Source organism: Chachezhania antarctica, assembly GCF_003646465.1.
Taxonomy (GTDB): domain Bacteria; phylum Pseudomonadota; class Alphaproteobacteria; order Rhodobacterales; family Rhodobacteraceae; genus Chachezhania; species Chachezhania antarctica.
The window spans coordinates 232,737-249,447 of sequence record NZ_QZEX01000002.1 but is presented as its reverse complement, the minus strand read 5'-3'; the positions used below and the strand labels follow the sequence as shown (position 1 = coordinate 249,447).

Sequence of the window (16,711 nt, the reverse complement as noted above, 5' to 3'; positions counted from 1 at the left end):
TCATGTCCGGCGCCACCCTAGAGTGCGCCGCACGGCCCGCAAGCTGCGTCGTTGGGGCACAACACGCCACGGGTTGACTGACACTTGTCAGGTGCGCAATCTTCCGGCGGTTCGGTTCCGGGGGGCGCGCAAGATTGCGACAAAACCTAACAGTCTGACGAAGCATTCTTGTGTTGTTGGTAGCCCACAGATAGGTGACTGTTCGAATGAACCCGTCGTTAAAGACGGTTATCCGCGACAGGTAAGGGGAGCGCGAAGGTGAAAATCGGGACGCCTAAAGAGGTGTTTGAGGGTGAAGCACGGGTGGCAATGACGCCCGACAGCGCCCTTCAATTACAGAAACTGGGACATGAATGCCTGATCGAGACGGGGGCCGGACTGGCCGCCGGGTTCACCGACGCGGCCTACGAGAAGGCCGGGGTCGAGATCATCAAGACGGGTGCTCAGCTGTACAAGGCGGCCGACATCATCGCCAAGGTGCGCCCGCCCACGGAAACCGAGGTCAAGCGGCTCACACCCAGCCAGACGCTGATCTCGTTCTTCTATCCCGGCTCGAATGCCGAGCTGATGGAACTTGCCGCGTCCAAGGGCGCGACCGTGATCGCGATGGACATGGTGCCGCGAATTTCGCGTGCCCAGAAGATGGACGCGCTGTCGTCCATGGCCAATATCGCGGGCTACCGTGCCGTGATCGAAGCGGGCGCCAATTTCGGCCGCTTCTTCACCGGTCAGGTGACCGCTGCCGGCAAGGTGCCGCCTGCCAAAGTGCTGGTGGTCGGCGCCGGTGTGGCGGGTCTTGCCGCCATCGGGACCGCGACATCGCTGGGGGCCATCACCTACGCCTTCGACGTGCGCCCCGAAGTGGCCGAGCAGATCGAAAGCATGGGCGCCGAGTTCGTGTTCCTCGAATTCGACGAACCGGCCCAGGACGGGGCGGCGACGGGCGGCTACGCGGCGCCCTCCAGTCCTGAATTCCAGGAAAAGCAGCTGGAGAAGTTCCGCGAGCTGGCGCCTGACATCGACATCGTGATCACCACCGCGCTGATCCCGAACCGCGACGCGCCGATCCTGTGGACCAAGGACATGGTCGAGCTGATGAAGCCCGGCTCGGTCATCGTCGACCTAGCCGCCGAACGGGGCGGCAACTGCGAACTGACGGTGAAGGACGAAAAGATCGTCACCGACAACGACGTGACCATCGTCGGCTATACCGACTTCCCCAGCCGGATGGCGACGCAATCCTCGACGCTTTATGCCACCAACGTCCGTCACATGATGACGGACCTGACGCCCGAGAAGGACGGCGTCGTCAACCACAACATGGACGACGACGTGATCCGCGGCGCGACGATCACCCACGACAAGGAAGTGACGTTCCCGCCGCCGCCGCCGAAAGTGGCCGCCATCGCCGCGCAGAAGCCCAAGGAAAAGGTCCCCGAGCTGACGCCGGAAGAAAAGCGCGCCAAGGAAGTGGCCGCGTTCAAGGCCCAGACCAAAAGCCAGGTGACGTTGCTCGCCGTCGGTACGGGCCTGATCCTGCTTCTGGGCCTGATCGCGCCGGCCAGCTTCATGCAGCACTTCATCGTGTTCGTGCTGGCGGTCTTCGTGGGCTTCCAGGTGATCTGGAACGTCGCCCATTCGCTGCACACGCCGCTGATGGCGGTCACGAACGCGATCTCGTCGATCATCATCCTGGGCGCCCTGATGCAGCTGGGATCGGGGTCGTTCCTGGTGCTGCTGCTCGCGGCGATTTCGATCTTCATGGCCGGCATCAACATCTTCGGCGGCTTCCTCGTGACACGGCGCATGCTCGCCATGTTCCAGAAATCCTAAAGGGGCAGGTACCATGGAATACGGTTTCACCACTGCCGCCTATGTTGCTGCGGCTGTTCTTTTCATCCTCTCCCTTGGGGGCCTGTCGGGCCAGGAAAGCGCCAAGCGCGCCGTCTGGTACGGCATCGTCGGCATGGGGCTTGCAGTCTTCGCCACGCTGATCGGCCCGGGATCGGGCCTGTGGCTTCTGTCGCTGATCCTTGTCGCCGCGGGCGGCATCATCGGCTTCTTCGTCGCCAAGCGCGTCCAGATGACCGAGATGCCGCAGCTTGTCGCTGCCATGCACTCTCTGGTGGGTCTGGCCGCGGTCTTCGTGGGCTTCAACGCCGAGTTCGTGATGAACGCGGTCGCGGAGCTGCAGGCGGCCGGTGACGAAGCGGCGCTGGCTGCGCTCAAGGGCTTCTCCTCGACCGTCGCGCACAAGACCCCGGTCGAGATCGGTATCCTGAAGGTCGAGGTCTTCCTGGGCGTCTTCATCGGTGCGATCACCTTCACCGGGTCGGTCGTGGCCTTCGGCAAGCTGGCGGGCAAGGTCACCTCGTCCGCGACGAAGCTGCCGGGCGGTCACATGCTGAACGCCGGTGCGGCGGGCATCTCGCTGATCTGCCTCTTCTGGTACCTGGGCTCGGGCGCGCTGTTCCCGCTGTTCCTGATGACGGCACTGGCGCTCTTCATCGGCTATCATCTGATCATGGGCATCGGCGGCGCCGACATGCCGGTCGTGGTGTCGATGCTGAACAGCTATTCCGGCTGGGCGGCGGCGGCCATCGGTTTCTCCCTGGGCAACGACCTCCTGATCGTGGTCGGTGCGCTGGTGGGCTCGTCCGGTGCGATCCTGTCCTACATCATGTGCAAGGCCATGAACCGCAGCTTCGTCTCGGTCATTCTGGGCGGCTTCGGCGGCACGGCAGGCCCGCAGATGGAAGTCGAGGGCGAGATGATCGCGATCGAGGCCGACGGTGTCGCCTCGGCCCTGAACGACGCCGACAGCGTCGTGATCGTGCCGGGCTACGGCATGGCCGTGGCGCAGGCCCAGAACGCGGTTTCGGAACTGGTCAAGAAGCTTCGCGCGCAGGGTAAGCAGGTTCGCTTTGCCATCCACCCGGTCGCGGGCCGTCTGCCGGGGCACATGAACGTGCTGCTGGCCGAGGCCAAGGTGCCCTATGACATCGTGCTGGAAATGGAGGAGATCAACGACGATTTCCCCGAAACCGACGTGGTGATCGTGATCGGCTCGAACGACATCGTGAACCCGGCGGCGCAGGACGATCCGAACTCGCCCATCGCCGGCATGCCGGTTCTGGAAGTGTGGAAAGCCAAGCAGGTCTTCGTGTCGAAGCGCGGCCAGGGCACGGGCTATTCCGGCATCGAGAACCCGCTGTTCTTCAAGGACAACACGCGTATGTTCTACGGCGACGCGAAAGCCTCGCTCGACAAGCTGATGCCGATGGTCGACTGATCCCACGCAGGATCATCGCCTGAAACAGCGGGCCGGGGGCAATGCCTCCGGCCCGTTTTCTTTCGGGCCGCGACACCGAGACCGGGGGCAGAGCCCCCGGATCAGCGCGACGCCAGGCCCGGCCTTCGGAGATTTTGACAGGACCATGAAACCCTGACAGATGACAGGGGCAGGGAGGCGCAAGCGATGACAGATGGGCTCGATTTCGGAAAGACGATCCTCGACCGGCAGCCGTTCAACCGGTTCGTGGGGTTCACGCTCACACGGCTCGACGAGGGCGGGGCCGAGATGCGGCTGGAGGTCGGGGACGATCACAAGCAGGAGCGGGGCTTCGTGCATGGCGGCGTCATGGCCGCGATGGCCGATACCACGCTGACCTATGCCGCGGGCGTTCAGATGGGGCCCGTGCTGACGTCGGAATTCAAGATCAACTACGTCCGGCCGGGCATCGGCGACAGGCTGATCGCGCGGGCCGAGGTGGTCGCGAAGGGCCGCACGCAGGCCGTCTGCCAGTGCCGGATCTTCGTCGAGAACGAGGGCGCGGAAAAGCTCTGTGCGATTGCGCAAGGCACCATCGTGGCGGTGCCGGCCTGAGGCGGTATGCGACGGTATCCGATAAACTGTTGAATATCAGTTGGTTATTTGCCTGAGCTCCGTCTGCTGCTATATCTTCGGGAGCGACAGGAGGCGCCGTCATGCCCTTTTCCGATCATCCGCTCCGTTACCGGCTGGCCAACGAGCTTCACGCGCGGCCGTTTCCGACCGTTTCGGCGCCCTCGCGGGTGGTCTACCTTGCGATCAAGCGCAACGCGGATGCCGCCGCGCGGGATCGGGGCGCGGACCGGGCGCATCTGATCCTGCTGCTCGACCGGCACGGCGCGGCGCACCCGCAGCCGGGCGCCACGCATTACACGGGTCAGATCGGGCGGCACCGGATCAAGTGGGAAAGCCATACCGAGTTCGTGACCTATACCGTCTTCACCGATGGCGACGGGTTGGGCCCGTTCGATCCCGCGGCGTTCGACCTGTTCCCGAAGGACTGGCTGGAGGACAGCCCCGGGGAGCGGATGAGCTCGGTCCTGATCGAGGTGCTGCCGCGCCCGTCCGACGACCGGATCGTGACCCACCTGCAGGACTGGTTCGTGCCCGAAAGCCTTGCCGCGGCCCATGTTCTGGACGATGCGGGCGTGGCGGCGGGGGATTTCCGGATCGATCCGGCCGGGCACATGCGGTTCGCGTTGTTCGTCAATCCCGACACGGGCGAACGGCGCGTGGGCCGCGTGCTGCAACGCCTGTGCGAGATGGAGACCTACAAGGCCATGTCGATGCTGGGTTTTGCCCGGGCCCAGGATCTCTCTCCCGCCGTGGGGCGGCTGGACGCGGCACTCAGCGGGTTGATGGCCGAGATGACGGATGCCGTGACGCCGCCCGAGGACACGCTGCCGCGGCTGCTGGAGATCTCGGCGGAGCTGGAGCGGATCGGGGCGGAGGCCGCGTTCCGCTTCGGGGCGACAAGGGCTTACGAGGCCATCGTGCAACAGCGGACGGCGGCGCTGCGGGAGGCTCGGTTCACCGGGCGCCAGACCTTCGCCGATTTCATGCAACGCCGGTACGAGCCCGCGATGCGGACGGTCGCGGCCACCGAACGACGGATCGAGACCTTGTCGGACCGGGCGATGCGGGCGGGCGACCTGTTGCGGACGAAGGTCGACGTGGACCGCAGCGCGCAGAACCAGAAGCTGCTGGAAAGCATGGACAGGCGCGCGGACATGCAATTGCGCCTGCAACACACGGTCGAGGGGCTGTCGGTCGTGGCCGTCAGCTACTACGCGGTGTCTCTGGCTGGCTACGTGCTGGCGCCGCTGGGGGCGGAGGCGGGCTTCGGCAAGGAGGCGGTGATGGCCATGGTGGCCTTGCCGGTGATCGCGGCTGTCTGGGTCATGGTGCGCCGCATCCGCCGGCGATTCCGGTGACGATGTCCCGGGGCCAGATTTCGGAAGGCCCTTTGAAGGGCCTTCCTGTCCGGGCCTTGATGCCGTGCCTCAGCGTCCGCGGATCCGCGGGTCGAGCGCGTCGCGCAGGCCGTCGCCCAGGTAGTTCACCGCCAGAACGGTGATCGAGATCGCGAGCCCCGGCCAGACCACGCGTTCGGGATAAAGCACCATCCGGTCGACCGCGTCGTTCAGCAGCTTGCCCCATGTCGGGAAGTCGGGCGGGAAGCCGAAGCCAAGGAAGGACAGGGCACTTTCGGTGATGATCGCCGTGGCAATCCCCAAGGTGGCCGAGACCATGATCGGCGACAGCACGTTGGGCAGGATATGGCGCGAGATCAGCTTGCGGTTCCGGGTCCCCAGCGAGCGTGCGGCCAGCACGAACTCCCGCTCCTTCAGCGCCAGCACGTCGCCGCGCACGATGCGCGCGGTGGGCATCCAGCTTGTCACCCCGATCAGGCAGACGATCAGCACGAAGATCCCGCCCTCGGGCCCAAGTGCTGCCGACAGCGCCTCGCGGAACAGGACCGAGGCCACGAGGATCATCGGCAGGATCGGCAGGGCCAGAAACAGGTCGGTCAGGCGCATCAGCGGCCCGTCGAGCCGCTTGAAGTAGCCCGCGACAAGCCCGATCAGCGTGCCCAGGAACAGGGCAAGGATCATCGCCGTCAGCCCCACGGCGATGGACACGCGCCCGCCCAGCAGCAGCCGGCCCAGCGTGTCGCGGCCAAGGTTGTCGGTGCCCAGCGGATAGGCCCAATCGACCTTGGCGGACGGATCCCACAGCGCCACGTAGATCGGCCGCATGTCGCGAAGCGTGAGGAAATCCCGCCCCGTGGGCACGAATTTTGGATCGTTCCAGTAGATGAATGGTCCGATCACCACGCCCGCCACGATCAGCAGGAACGTGATGCCCCCGATCATCGCGCCACGGTGATGGCGGAACTGGTCCCAGACATTGCGCCACTGGCTGCGGGGCGGTTTCGTCGGCATCGGTTGCGCGGTGATATCAGTCATAGCGGATCCTTGGGTCGAGGATGCCGTAAAGCACATCGGCAACAAGATTGAAGAGCACGATCAGCACCGCGAAGATGAAGGTCAGCGTCTGCACCATCGGCAGGTCGTTGGCCTGGATCGCGGTGATCAGCAGCTGGCCGATCCCGTTCACCTTGAAGACCTGCTCGGTGATGATCGCGCCGCCGAAGATCGCGGGCACCCCCAGCGCGATCACAGTCACGACCGGGATCATCGAGTTCCGCAGCACGTGGATCAACACGACCGTGCGTTCCCCCAGCCCCTTGGCACGGGCGGTGCGGACGTAATCCTGGTTCAGGTTGTCGAGCATCGAGGCCCGCATGAACCGGCTGATCTGCGCCGTGATCTGCAGGGCCAGCACCATGACCGGCATGATCATCTGCATCAGCTGTTGCTTGAAACTGGCCCAGTCGTTCACCACCAGCGTCGTGTCGTAAATCGACGGGAACCAGCCCAGATTGACCGAAAAGATCACGATCACCAGCACGCCGGAAAAGAACGGCGGCACGGAAAAGCCCACCATCGACACGAAGGTCCCGGCCTGGTCGAACCACGAATACTGCCGGTAGGCGGAGTAGATGCCGATGGGGAGCGCGATCAGGATGCCCACGACATAGGCGGTGCCCACGACCCACAGCGTCTGCGGGATCCGTTGCGCCACGATGTCCATGACGGGCGACCGGGTCTGCCACGAGATCACCCGCAGCTTGCCCTCGGCCAGGTTGGTGCCGAAGATATGGTCGATCAGCACCTGCGGTTCGATCCAGAAGAACTGGACGATCCATTTCCAGAAGCGGACGGGGACGGGTTCGCCCAGCCCCAGCGCCTCGCGCATTTTCTGTTTCACTTCCGGCGGCACCGTTAGCGGCACCTGCGCCATGGGATCGCCCGGCGCCAGCTCCAGAAGAAGGAAGATGACGAGGCTGATGAACAGCAGCGTCGGCACGGCCACGATCAGCCGGCGGATCGTGAAGGTCAGCATCGGCGGCCTCCGGTGCGGTTCGGAACGGGACGGCGGAGCCGGTCCAGTCGGATCTGCGTGTCTCTCATACTACCCTGCATTTGCCGCCTTGGGGCGGTCTCATGACATGTTGGTGGCCGTGGCCGGAGGCGTCTTGGCCTCTGCATCGCACGGGGCCTGTTGAACGTGTTGAACTTAGAACGGCCTGCGCCGCAATAAGCGTCACCTGCCGTAAGTTTAATCGCATCGCCTCTGCCGTGCACAGGAGCAAATCACGCGCAATGCGGGTGCCGTGGCATGGCCGATCCCGGAAAACAGACGTGCCCCGGACGGGTGGTCCGGGGCACGTCAAGGATCAGGTCACGAAGCGCATGGCGCCGTTACGCGCCCTGCTTGCGGTACCAGTCGGCTGCGTTCCACAGCTCGGTGTCCCACACGTTCAGGATCACGCCGCCCAGCGTGTTCGAATGGGCGGACAGACGGCCACGGTGGACCAGCGGGATCAGCGCGCCTTCTTCGATCAGCATGTCGTTCAGTTGCTTGCCGATCTTGGACCGCTCCTCGATGCCCGCGGTTTCGGTCATCTTCTTGTGCAGCGCGTCATAGTCTTCGCTGCAGAAGCGGGTCACGTTCTCGCCCTGCCACTGGGTCGCCGGGCTGGGCGCCTTGTCGCACAGGTAGTTGCCCAGGTAGCTCTGCGGATCGGTGCCGTTGAACGTGTTGGCGTACATTTCGACATCGGCATAGAACTTCTGGAACGTGTCGGGGGAACCCGGGTCTCCGCCGAAGAAGACCGACGCGTTGACGTTACGCAGTTCGGTTTCGACACCGATCTCCTGCCACCACTGCTTGATCAGCGCCTGGAAATCCTGGCGCACGGCGTTGGTCGAGGTCTGGTACAGCAGGCTCAGGCGCACGCCGTCCTTCTCGCGCACACCGTCGGGACCCTTGATCCAGCCGGCATCGTCAAGAAGCTTGTTGGCCTGTTCCAGGTCCTGGGTCGAACAATCGAAGGTATCCGAATTGTAGACTTCGGGCGCCGGCACCAGGTTGCAGGTGACCTTGCCAGCCTGGCCGTAACCGATTTCCACCAGAAGCGGACGGTCGATCGCCAGCGACAGCGCCTTGCGGACCGCCGGATCCTTCAGGATCGGGTGCGGCTTGACGACGGCACGTTCGTCCGGGCCAAGCGACGGGTCGGGGTTGGTGTGGTTGATCATGATCCGCTCGGTCAGCGGGCCGAATCCTGCCACGGGCGTGCCCTTGCCGCCGGCTTCCATCTGGGCGATCACGTCGGGCGCCAGCTGAAGGTTCCAGGCGTAATCGTATTCACCGGTTTCCATCACGGCGCGGCCTGCCGCGGTGGCATCGCCGCCGCCCTTGAAGGTCACGGTCGCGAAGGCCGGTTTCGCCGGATCACGATAGTTTTCGTTGGCTTCCAGCTGGATCACGTCGTTCGGACGGAAGTCGGTGACCACGAAGGGGCCGGTGCCGATCGGGTTGAAGTTCTGTTCGGTGCATTCCGGCGCCTTGGCCCCCATGCAATCGGCGAACTGGGCCTTCTGCAGGATCGGGCTTTCACCGCCCACGAACGGGCCATAGGGAAACGGCGTGGGGCCGTCGAAGGTGACCTTGACGGTCAGGTCGTCGATCGCCTCGACCGAGGTCACGCCGCCGAACTTGGTGACCTGGGCGCAGCCGCCATCCGGGTCCATGCAGTAATCCGCGGTGAACACCACGTCGGCCGAGGTGAACGGCGAGCCGTCCGACCATTTCAGGCCTTCGGTGATCTTCCATGTGATCGTCGTCAGGTCTTCGGACACGCCGCCGTTTTCCACGGTCGGCACCTCGTCGACCAGCCAGGGCACCAGGTTGCCGTCCTGGTCGTAACGCGCGAGCGGTTCAAGGATGAGGCTGGAACTTTCAACGTCCTTGGTGCCGCCGGACAGGAACGGGTTCAGGATCGACGGCGCCTGCCAGTAGATGATGGAGACATTGCCATCCGATCCGCGCTCGGCCTGGGCCGCGCTTGCAAGCGCCGCACCGGCAACGGCGCCGAGCAGAAGGGGTTTGAGTTTCATGTCGAGTGACTCCCTGTGGTTGTATTGATCGTTCTTGCGCCCCCGCTCGTTGGCGGGGTGCTGTGAGTACCGGAGAGGCGGATTCGTTTCGATTCAATGCGTAATGCGGAAATTGGTAGCAACCGCATACGGAAAATGCCCCTGTTTGCCCGGTCTTCGAGCATCGAAGCAGATGCTGTCGAAAAAGCAAGCCTTACCGTAGCGAAAGCCGAAACCGGCGGAAACAGCCTTAGGGGCAGGGTTTGACACCGCCCTGAATCCGGGCGTAGCGTCGCCGGACAGGGACCGGGAAACAGCCGCGATACGCGGCGATCGTTCCGAAACCGGCCCGATTCCCGAACGGAGGTTCCGACATGCTCGACCAAGAGACTGCGCCCATTGCCCGGATCGAAGGGCTTCGCGTTGTCTTCGGAACCCGGGATGGCCCGGTTGTCGGGGTGGAGGATGTCTCTTTCGACATCAAGCCGGGCGAAACTGTGTGTGTCGTGGGCGAAAGCGGGTCGGGGAAATCGGTGTCGTCGCTGTCGATGATGCGCCTGATCGAATATGGCGGCGGTGAGATCGAAGGCGGCCGCATCATGTTCGACCGTGGCAACGGTCCCGACGTGAACCTTGTCGACACCGATCAGGACGACATGCGCCACATTCGCGGCAACGAGATCGGGATGATCTTCCAGGAGCCCATGACGGCCCTGAACCCCGTCTTCACCGTTGGCCGGCAACTGACCGAAGGCCTGCGCGTCCACAAGAACATGAACCGGCGCGAGGCCGAGGCGCGCGCGCTGGAACTGCTGCGCGAGGTGCGCATTCCCGAACCCGAACGCCGGTTGAAGCAATTCCCGCACGAATTGTCGGGCGGGATGCGCCAGCGGGTCGTGATCGCGATGGCAATGGCCTGCCGTCCCCGGCTGCTGATCGCGGATGAACCCACTACCGCGCTCGACGTGACGATTCAGGCAGAGATCCTGGCCCTGATGGACCGGCTGAAGCGGGAAACCGGGACGGCAGTGATGTTCATCACCCACGACATGGCCGTGGTCGCGCAGATGGCCGACCGCGTTGTCGTCATGTATCGCGGCAACAAGGTGGAGGAGGGCCCGGTCGAGGAGATTTTCGCCAACCCGAAACACGACTATACCAAGGCGCTGCTGGCCGCGGTGCCGAAGCTTGGCGAGATGACGGGCAAGGCCGCGCCCGAGCCGATGAAGCTGATGGGCGTCGAAGGCCAGAACATCGCGCCGATCCCCGGCACCGATGAGGTGCTGCTGTCGGTCAAGAACCTGACCACCCGTTTCGCCGTTCTGGGCGGCCTTCTGCGGCGGACGGTCGCCAATGTGCACGCGGTCGAGGATGTGTCCTTCGAAATCAACCGCGGGCAGACGCTGTCGCTTGTCGGCGAATCCGGGTGCGGGAAATCCACGGCGGGGCGGTCGCTGCTCCGGCTGGTGCAACCGCAGTCGGGCCATATCTTGCTGGACGGCGTCGATATCATGGCGCTCGACAATGAAGGGCTGCGCACGGCGCGGCTCGACATGCAGATGATCTTCCAGGATCCGTTCGCGTCCCTGAACCCGCAGATGCAGTTGCTGGATCAGGTGGCCGAGCCGATGCGGAACTACAACATCGCCTCGGGCTCGGAAATCGAGGACCGCGTCGCGTCGTTGTTCGACCGGGTGCAACTGCCCCGCAGCTTCATGCGGCGGTATCCGCACGAGATGTCGGGCGGCCAGCGCCAGCGGATCGCCATCGCCCGCGCGCTGGCGCTGAACCCGAAACTGATCGTGGCGGATGAAAGTGTCTCGGCGCTGGACGTGTCGGTGCAGGCGCAGGTGCTGAACCTGATGATGGAGCTTCAGGCCGATCTGGGCCTGTCCTTCCTGTTCATCAGCCACGACATGGCCGTGGTCGAACGGGTGTCGCACACCGTGGGCGTGATGTATCTTGGCCGGATCGTCGAAATGGGGTCGCGCGCCCAGGTGTTCGAAAACCCGCAGCACCCCTATACCAAGGCGCTGATGAAGGCCGTGCCGGTGGCCGACCCGACCAACCGCAAGTCGGAGAAAGACCTGAATTTCAAACCGATCCCGTCGCCGATCCACGGGCCAGATTACAGGCCCGATCGATCCCGATACCATGAAGTCGCGCCGGGGCACCTGATCCTGACCACGGACAGCGGCTACTGAACGCCAGAGAAGAACCATGACTGCATCCGAAAGACTATCCCCCCGCCAGATCCTGGATGCGCTCGTCTCGTTTCCGACGGTCAGCCGCGATTCCAACCTGCCGCTGATCGACTGGGTCGAAGACTACCTTTCGACCCATAGCATCGAGACGCACCGCCATTACGACGAGACCGGCCAGAAGGCGGCGCTTTTCGCCCATGTCGGCCCGTGGGAGGACGGCGCTGTCGTGCTCTCCGGTCATACCGATGTGGTGCCCGTGGACGGGCAGGCGTGGGACACCGATCCCTTCACGGTGGTGGAACAGGACGGCAAGCTGTTCGGCCGCGGCACTACCGACATGAAGGGCTTCGACGCGCTGGCCATCTGGGCGCTGGTCGAGGCATCGGGCCACGATCTGCAACGCCCGCTGCAAATCGCGCTGTCTTATGACGAGGAAGTCGGCTGCATCGGCGCCGCGCCTTTGATCGAGGCAATGGCCCCGGTTCTGCCCAAGGGCGAAAGCGTGATCGTGGGCGAGCCGTCGATGATGCAGGCCGTCACCGCGCACAAGGGCGGGCAGGGGTTTCTTGTGCATGTTCATGGGGTTGAAGTGCATTCCTCACTTCTGCCCTATGGTGTCAGCGCGATCCTTGAAGGCGCGCGGGTGCTGGAATGGATCAACCGCACGAACGAGGAGATCCAGAGCCAGACACCCACCGCGACGGCGGCGCTGTTCGATCCGCCCTTCACCACCTTCCACGTGGGCCAGATCCAGGGCGGCACGGCGCGCAACATCACCGCCAAGGATTGCGAATTTCCCGTCGAAATGCGGGTATTGCCGACGGAAAGCGTCGACACGTGGTCGGACCGTTTTGTTGACGGTGTCCGCCAGATCGAGGCCCAGATGCAGAAGCGTCGGCCCGAAAGCTCCATCGAGCTCACGCCGTTCTTCCTTGTCCCGGGCCTGAAGCCCGAAGAAAACGGCCCGGCCGAGGCGCTGACCCGCGCGATCACCGGCGACAACGGCACGCATGCCGTGAGCTACGGCACGGAAGCCGGCCATTTCCAGACCCACGGCTATTCCGCCGTCGTGTGCGGGCCGGGCGACATTGCCCAGGCGCATCAGCCGAACGAATTCATCACCATCGACCAATTCGATGCCGGGAAGGCCTTCATGCAGAAGCTTCTCACCCGGCTGGGAGGAAACTAGACCATGCCGATCCGAAACCGTCTCGCCGAAATGGCGCCCGAGATCGCCGGCTGGCGCCACCACCTGCACACGATCCCGGAACTGGAATACGATCTGCCGAAGACCACCGCCTACGTGCTTGAAAAGCTGGAGGAATTCGGGATCGAGGATGTCACCGCCGGTGTCGGCCAATCAGGCATCGTGGCCACGATCAAGGGCAAGTCCGACACCAAGGGCCGGGTCATCGGCCTGCGCGCCGACATGGACGCGCTTCCGATGGACGAGGTCGGGGGCGTCGATTATGCGTCGACCCATCCCGGCATGGCCCATACCTGCGGCCATGACGGCCATACCTCGATGCTGCTGGGAGCCGCCAAGTACCTGAACGAGACACGCAATTTCGACGGCACCGTCGTGCTGATCTTCCAGCCCGCGGAAGAGGAAGGCGCAGGCGGCAAGGCCATGGTCGACGATGGCATGATGGACCGGTGGGGCGTGCAGGAAGTGTACGGCATGCACAACATGCCGGGCCTGCCCGTGGGCCAGTTCGCCGTCCGGCCAGGTGCGCTTATGGCCTCGGTCGATACGTTCGACGTCACGGTGACGGGCAAGGGCGGCCACGCGGCAGTGCCCCACGATGCCATCGACACGAACCTCGTCGCGGCCCAGATGGTGGTGGCGCTGAACTCCATCACGTCGCGCAATGTCGATCCGCTGAAATCGGCGGTAGTGACGGTGACAACGATGCTGTCCGATACCGACAGCTACAACGTGATCCCCCAGACGGTGAACCTGAAGGGCACGGTGCGCACGCTCGACAACCCGATCCGCGACCTGATCGAAGAGCGCGTGACAGCCATCCTTGAAGCCACGGCCGTGGGCTATGGCGCGACGGTGGATATCGCCTACAACCGGGGTTACCCGGTGACGGTCAACCACGATGACCAGACGGCATATGCCGCGGAAGCCGCCCGCGCGGTGGTGGGCGACGCGGGCGTCGACACCGACACGCCCCCGATCATGCCGGCCGAGGATTTCGCCTACATGCTGGAAGCCCGCCCCGGCGCCTACCTGTTCCTTGGCAATGGCGACACGCCCATGTGCCACCATCCCGCCTACGTGTTCACGGACGATATCCTGCCGGTCGGATCGTCCTGGTTTGCCGAAATCGTCGAACGCCGCATGCCGGCAGCTTGAGGTCACAAAATGCCGATCAAGAACCAGTTCGCCGCCCTTCTGCCCGACATCACCGCATGGCGCCGCGATATTCATGCCCATCCGGAGATCGGGTTCGAAACCCACCGCACCGCCGGCATCGTGGCCGAAAAGCTGCGCGACTTCGGCTGTGACGAGGTTGTCGAAGGCGTGGGCCAGACCGGGGTCGTGGGCGTGATCAAGGGCAAGGCCGGTGGATCCGGTAAGGTAATCGCGCTTCGCGCCGACATGGACGCGCTGCCGATCGTCGAACAGACAGGGGCGGGCCATGCCTCGCAGACCGAAGGCGCGATGCATGCCTGCGGGCATGACGGGCACACCTCGATCCTGCTGGGGGCCGCGGCCTACCTTGCCGATACGCGGAACTTCGACGGCACCGTCGTGCTGCTGTTCCAACCGGCCGAGGAACTGGGCCACGGCGCCAAGGCGATGATGGATGCGGGCGTGATGGACCGGTACGGCGTGGACGAGGTCTATGGCCTGCACAACATGCCCGGCATCCCCGTGGGCGAATTCGCGATCCGCCCCGGCCCCATGATGGCCGCGACGGATGAATTCTTCATCGACCTGACGGGGAAGGGTGGTCACGCCGCCAAGCCGCATGAAACGGTCGATACCACCGTGATGGCGTCGCACATGATCCTGGCGCTCCAGACCATCGTGTCGCGCAATGCCGATCCGGTGATGCAGGCGGTGCTGTCGGTCTGCGCGGTGGATACGGCGACCCACGCCTATAACGTCATCCCGGAAACCGTCCGCCTGCGCGGCACGGTCCGCACCCACAGCCCCGAAGTGCAGGACGTGATCGAAGCCCGCATGGCCGAGATCGTTCACCACAGCGCCGAAACCTTCGGCGGCACGGCGGAACTGCGCTATCACCGCTATGTGCCCGTCACGATCAACGCGAAGGAACAAGCCGAATTCGCGGCCGACGTCGCGCGCTCGGTCGTCGGGGAGTGCGCCGAGGCGCCCCTGATCATGGGGGGAGAGGATTTCTCCTACATGCTCATGGAACGTCCCGGCGCCTTCATCTTCCTTGGCAACGGCAACACGGCACAGGTGCATCACCCGGAATACGACTACAACGATGAAGCCACGCCCGCGGGCTGTTCATGGTTCGCCGAACTGGTCGAACGCCGCATGCCCGCCGCCTGAGGGCGCCCCGAATTTAGCATTACGAGGCCATCCGGCCGTCCGCCCGGCAAGGACCCGGCGGATCGAGAGCCGGATGCATGCCTCCTGAAGGAGAAGACAGATGCCCATCAAGAACCGTTTCGCCGAATTGCACGCCGACATCACCGAATGGCGCCGCGACATTCACGAGAACCCCGAGATCCTTTTCGACACCCACCGCACCTCGGCGCTGGTGGCCGAAAAGCTGCGCGCTTTCGGCTGCGACGAGGTGGTCGAAGGCATCGGCCAGACCGGTGTCGTGGGCGTGATCAAGGGCAAGTCCGACAGCGCGGGCAAGGTCATCGGCCTGCGCGCCGACATGGACGCGCTGCCGATCCTTGAGGAAACAGGGCTCGATTACGCGTCGAAGACCCCGGGCGCAATGCATGCCTGCGGCCATGACGGCCACACGGCGATGTTGCTGGGTGCAACGCAGTACCTTGCCGAAACGCGGAATTTCGATGGCACCGTCGTTGTCATCTTCCAGCCGGCCGAAGAAGGCGGCGGCGGCGGGCGCGAGATGTGCAAGGACGGCCTGATGGACCGCTGGGGCATCCAGGAGGTCTATGGCATGCACAACTGGCCCGGCATGCCCGTGGGCAGCTTCGCGATCCGCCCGGGCCCGTTCTTTGCCGCGACCGACGTGTTCGACATCGAACTGGAAGGCAAGGGCGGCCACGCCGCCAAGCCGCACGAGACGGTGGACACGACCGTGATGGCCGCGCACCTGGTCACGGCGCTGCAGACCGTCGCCAGCCGCAACGCCGATCCGGTGGATCAGGTCGTGGTGTCGGTGACGTCCTTCGTGACGTCGAGCCAGGCGTTCAACGTGATCCCGCAGAAGGTGCACCTGAAAGGCACGGTGCGCACCATGTCGCCCGGCATGCGCGATCTGACCGAACAGCGCATGACCGAGATCTGCGCCGGTGTCGCCGCCACCTTCGGCGGCCGGATCGACCTGACCTATCACCGCAACTACCCGGTGATGATCAACTCGGAAGACCAGACGGCCTTCGCGGCCGACGTGGCCCGGTCCGTTGCGGGCGAATGCGATGACGAAGCCGATCTGGTCATGGGCGGCGAGGATTTCGCCTTCATGCTGGAAGAACGGCCCGGCGCGTACATCCTCGTGGGCAACGGCGACACGGCCAAGGTCCACACGCCGGACTACAACTTCAACGATGAAGCCATCCCGGCGGGCTGTTCGTGGTGGGCGGAGATCGTCGAACGCCGCATGCCGGCGGCATGAGGCAGGGTGCGGTGCGTGCAGAGCACGCACCCTACGGCCCGGCGGCGACGGGTGTGCTGTGCGGTCAAGGTCAGCTCGGGTTCACCACAGAGATGGGCCCGCCATCTCTGCAGACCCACCGTCGCCCGGGTCTGGCCTGAGCGGTCGCGCCCGCCCCGTCAAGGGCAAGCCGCGCGTCCGCGCGGGCCTGCGGCCCCTTGACGAAACGCCCGCGACCGCTCCTGCCGGCCCCAGGCGACGGTGGCTCCGCAGAGATGGCTTGGAGGATTTCCGTGCACCGGGGCAGGGTGCGCCCCTTGTTCTTCTTTTCACAAGTACTCCGGGGGAGTCGCGCCTGCCGGCGCGACGGGGGCAGAGCCCCCC

Annotated in this window: 12 protein-coding genes; 9 read left to right on the top strand and 3 right to left on the bottom strand. The window is 64.6% G+C overall.

Going from position 1 to position 16,711, the window contains the following annotated elements:
* Positions 1 to 258: 258 nt before the first annotated feature.
* The 4 genes from D4754_RS04960 (at position 259) to D4754_RS04945 (ending at position 5,265) form a co-directional block, all read left to right on the top strand.
* The gene (locus tag D4754_RS04960; RefSeq protein WP_121061818.1) at positions 259 to 1,833 is read left to right on the top strand and encodes a Re/Si-specific NAD(P)(+) transhydrogenase subunit alpha; all 1,575 of its coding nucleotides are present in this window, start codon (positions 259 to 261) and stop codon (positions 1,831 to 1,833) included.
* A 13-nt stretch (positions 1,834 to 1,846) separates the two neighbouring features.
* Positions 1,847 to 3,292: an NAD(P)(+) transhydrogenase (Re/Si-specific) subunit beta gene (locus D4754_RS04955; protein WP_121061817.1), complete on the top strand. Its 1,446-nt coding sequence runs from the start codon at positions 1,847 to 1,849 to the stop codon at positions 3,290 to 3,292.
* A 186-nt stretch (positions 3,293 to 3,478) separates the two neighbouring features.
* Positions 3,479 to 3,886 carry a PaaI family thioesterase gene (locus D4754_RS04950; protein ID WP_121061816.1) on the top strand — a complete coding sequence of 136 codons (408 nt, stop codon included), beginning with the start codon at positions 3,479 to 3,481 and terminating at the stop codon, positions 3,884 to 3,886.
* A 101-nt stretch (positions 3,887 to 3,987) separates the two neighbouring features.
* Positions 3,988 to 5,265, top strand: a complete 1,278-nt coding sequence (locus D4754_RS04945) for a DUF3422 family protein (RefSeq protein ID WP_121061815.1) — start codon at positions 3,988 to 3,990, stop codon at positions 5,263 to 5,265.
* 69 nt (positions 5,266 to 5,334) lie between these two features.
* Here D4754_RS04945 and D4754_RS04940 read toward each other — a convergent pair whose 3' ends face one another.
* The 3 genes from D4754_RS04940 to D4754_RS04930 form a co-directional block, all read right to left on the bottom strand.
* The gene (locus D4754_RS04940) at positions 5,335 to 6,300 is read right to left on the bottom strand and encodes an ABC transporter permease (protein ID WP_121061814.1); all 966 of its coding nucleotides are present in this window, start codon (positions 6,298 to 6,300) and stop codon (positions 5,335 to 5,337) included.
* Positions 6,293 to 7,300: an ABC transporter permease gene (locus D4754_RS04935; protein WP_121061813.1), complete on the bottom strand. Its 1,008-nt coding sequence runs from the start codon at positions 7,298 to 7,300 to the stop codon at positions 6,293 to 6,295. The genes D4754_RS04940 and D4754_RS04935 overlap by 8 nt, the downstream gene beginning before the upstream one ends.
* Positions 7,301 to 7,659: 359 nt before the next feature.
* On the bottom strand, positions 7,660 to 9,360 hold the full coding sequence (locus D4754_RS04930) for a peptide ABC transporter substrate-binding protein (RefSeq protein WP_121061812.1): 1,701 nt from the start codon (positions 9,358 to 9,360) through the stop codon (positions 7,660 to 7,662).
* 353 nt (positions 9,361 to 9,713) lie between these two features.
* On the opposite strand from D4754_RS04930, the gene D4754_RS04925 reads away from it, so the two are divergent.
* The 5 genes from D4754_RS04925 to D4754_RS04905 all read left to right on the top strand — a co-directional run bounded on the left by D4754_RS04925 (position 9,714) and on the right by D4754_RS04905 (position 16,348).
* On the top strand, positions 9,714 to 11,543 hold the full coding sequence (locus tag D4754_RS04925; protein ID WP_121061811.1) for an ABC transporter ATP-binding protein: 1,830 nt from the start codon (positions 9,714 to 9,716) through the stop codon (positions 11,541 to 11,543).
* 16 nt (positions 11,544 to 11,559) lie between these two features.
* Positions 11,560 to 12,732, top strand: a complete 1,173-nt coding sequence (argE, locus tag D4754_RS04920) for an acetylornithine deacetylase (RefSeq protein ID WP_121061810.1) — start codon at positions 11,560 to 11,562, stop codon at positions 12,730 to 12,732.
* A gap of 3 nt (positions 12,733 to 12,735) precedes the next feature.
* Complete coding sequence (locus tag D4754_RS04915) at positions 12,736 to 13,908, top strand: M20 aminoacylase family protein (RefSeq protein WP_121061809.1); 1,173 nt, start codon at positions 12,736 to 12,738, stop codon at positions 13,906 to 13,908.
* A gap of 9 nt (positions 13,909 to 13,917) precedes the next feature.
* A complete protein-coding gene (locus tag D4754_RS04910) occupies positions 13,918 to 15,081 on the top strand; it encodes a M20 aminoacylase family protein (protein WP_121061808.1) in 1,164 nt (387 codons plus the stop codon).
* A gap of 100 nt (positions 15,082 to 15,181) precedes the next feature.
* Positions 15,182 to 16,348: a M20 aminoacylase family protein gene (locus D4754_RS04905; protein WP_121061807.1), complete on the top strand. Its 1,167-nt coding sequence runs from the start codon at positions 15,182 to 15,184 to the stop codon at positions 16,346 to 16,348.
* Positions 16,349 to 16,711 lie beyond the last annotated feature (363 nt).

What these genes read in the sequence shown, in the direction of transcription:
- D4754_RS04955 (WP_121061817.1), top strand. Translation starts at nt 1,847, where the DNA reads ATGGAATACGGTTTCACCACTGCCGCCTATGTTGCTGCGGCTGTTCTT.
- D4754_RS04950 (WP_121061816.1), top strand. Translation starts at nt 3,479, where the DNA reads ATGACAGATGGGCTCGATTTCGGAAAGACGATCCTCGACCGGCAGCCG.
- D4754_RS04945 (WP_121061815.1), top strand. Translation starts at nt 3,988, where the DNA reads ATGCCCTTTTCCGATCATCCGCTCCGTTACCGGCTGGCCAACGAGCTT.
- D4754_RS04940 (WP_121061814.1), bottom strand. Translation starts at nt 6,300, where the DNA reads ATGACTGATATCACCGCGCAACCGATGCCGACGAAACCGCCCCGCAGC.
- D4754_RS04935 (WP_121061813.1), bottom strand. Translation starts at nt 7,300, where the DNA reads ATGCTGACCTTCACGATCCGCCGGCTGATCGTGGCCGTGCCGACGCTG.
- D4754_RS04930 (WP_121061812.1), bottom strand. Translation starts at nt 9,360, where the DNA reads ATGAAACTCAAACCCCTTCTGCTCGGCGCCGTTGCCGGTGCGGCGCTT.
- D4754_RS04925 (WP_121061811.1), top strand. Translation starts at nt 9,714, where the DNA reads ATGCTCGACCAAGAGACTGCGCCCATTGCCCGGATCGAAGGGCTTCGC.
- argE (WP_121061810.1), top strand. Translation starts at nt 11,560, where the DNA reads ATGACTGCATCCGAAAGACTATCCCCCCGCCAGATCCTGGATGCGCTC.
- D4754_RS04915 (WP_121061809.1), top strand. Translation starts at nt 12,736, where the DNA reads ATGCCGATCCGAAACCGTCTCGCCGAAATGGCGCCCGAGATCGCCGGC.
- D4754_RS04910 (WP_121061808.1), top strand. Translation starts at nt 13,918, where the DNA reads ATGCCGATCAAGAACCAGTTCGCCGCCCTTCTGCCCGACATCACCGCA.
- D4754_RS04905 (WP_121061807.1), top strand. Translation starts at nt 15,182, where the DNA reads ATGCCCATCAAGAACCGTTTCGCCGAATTGCACGCCGACATCACCGAA.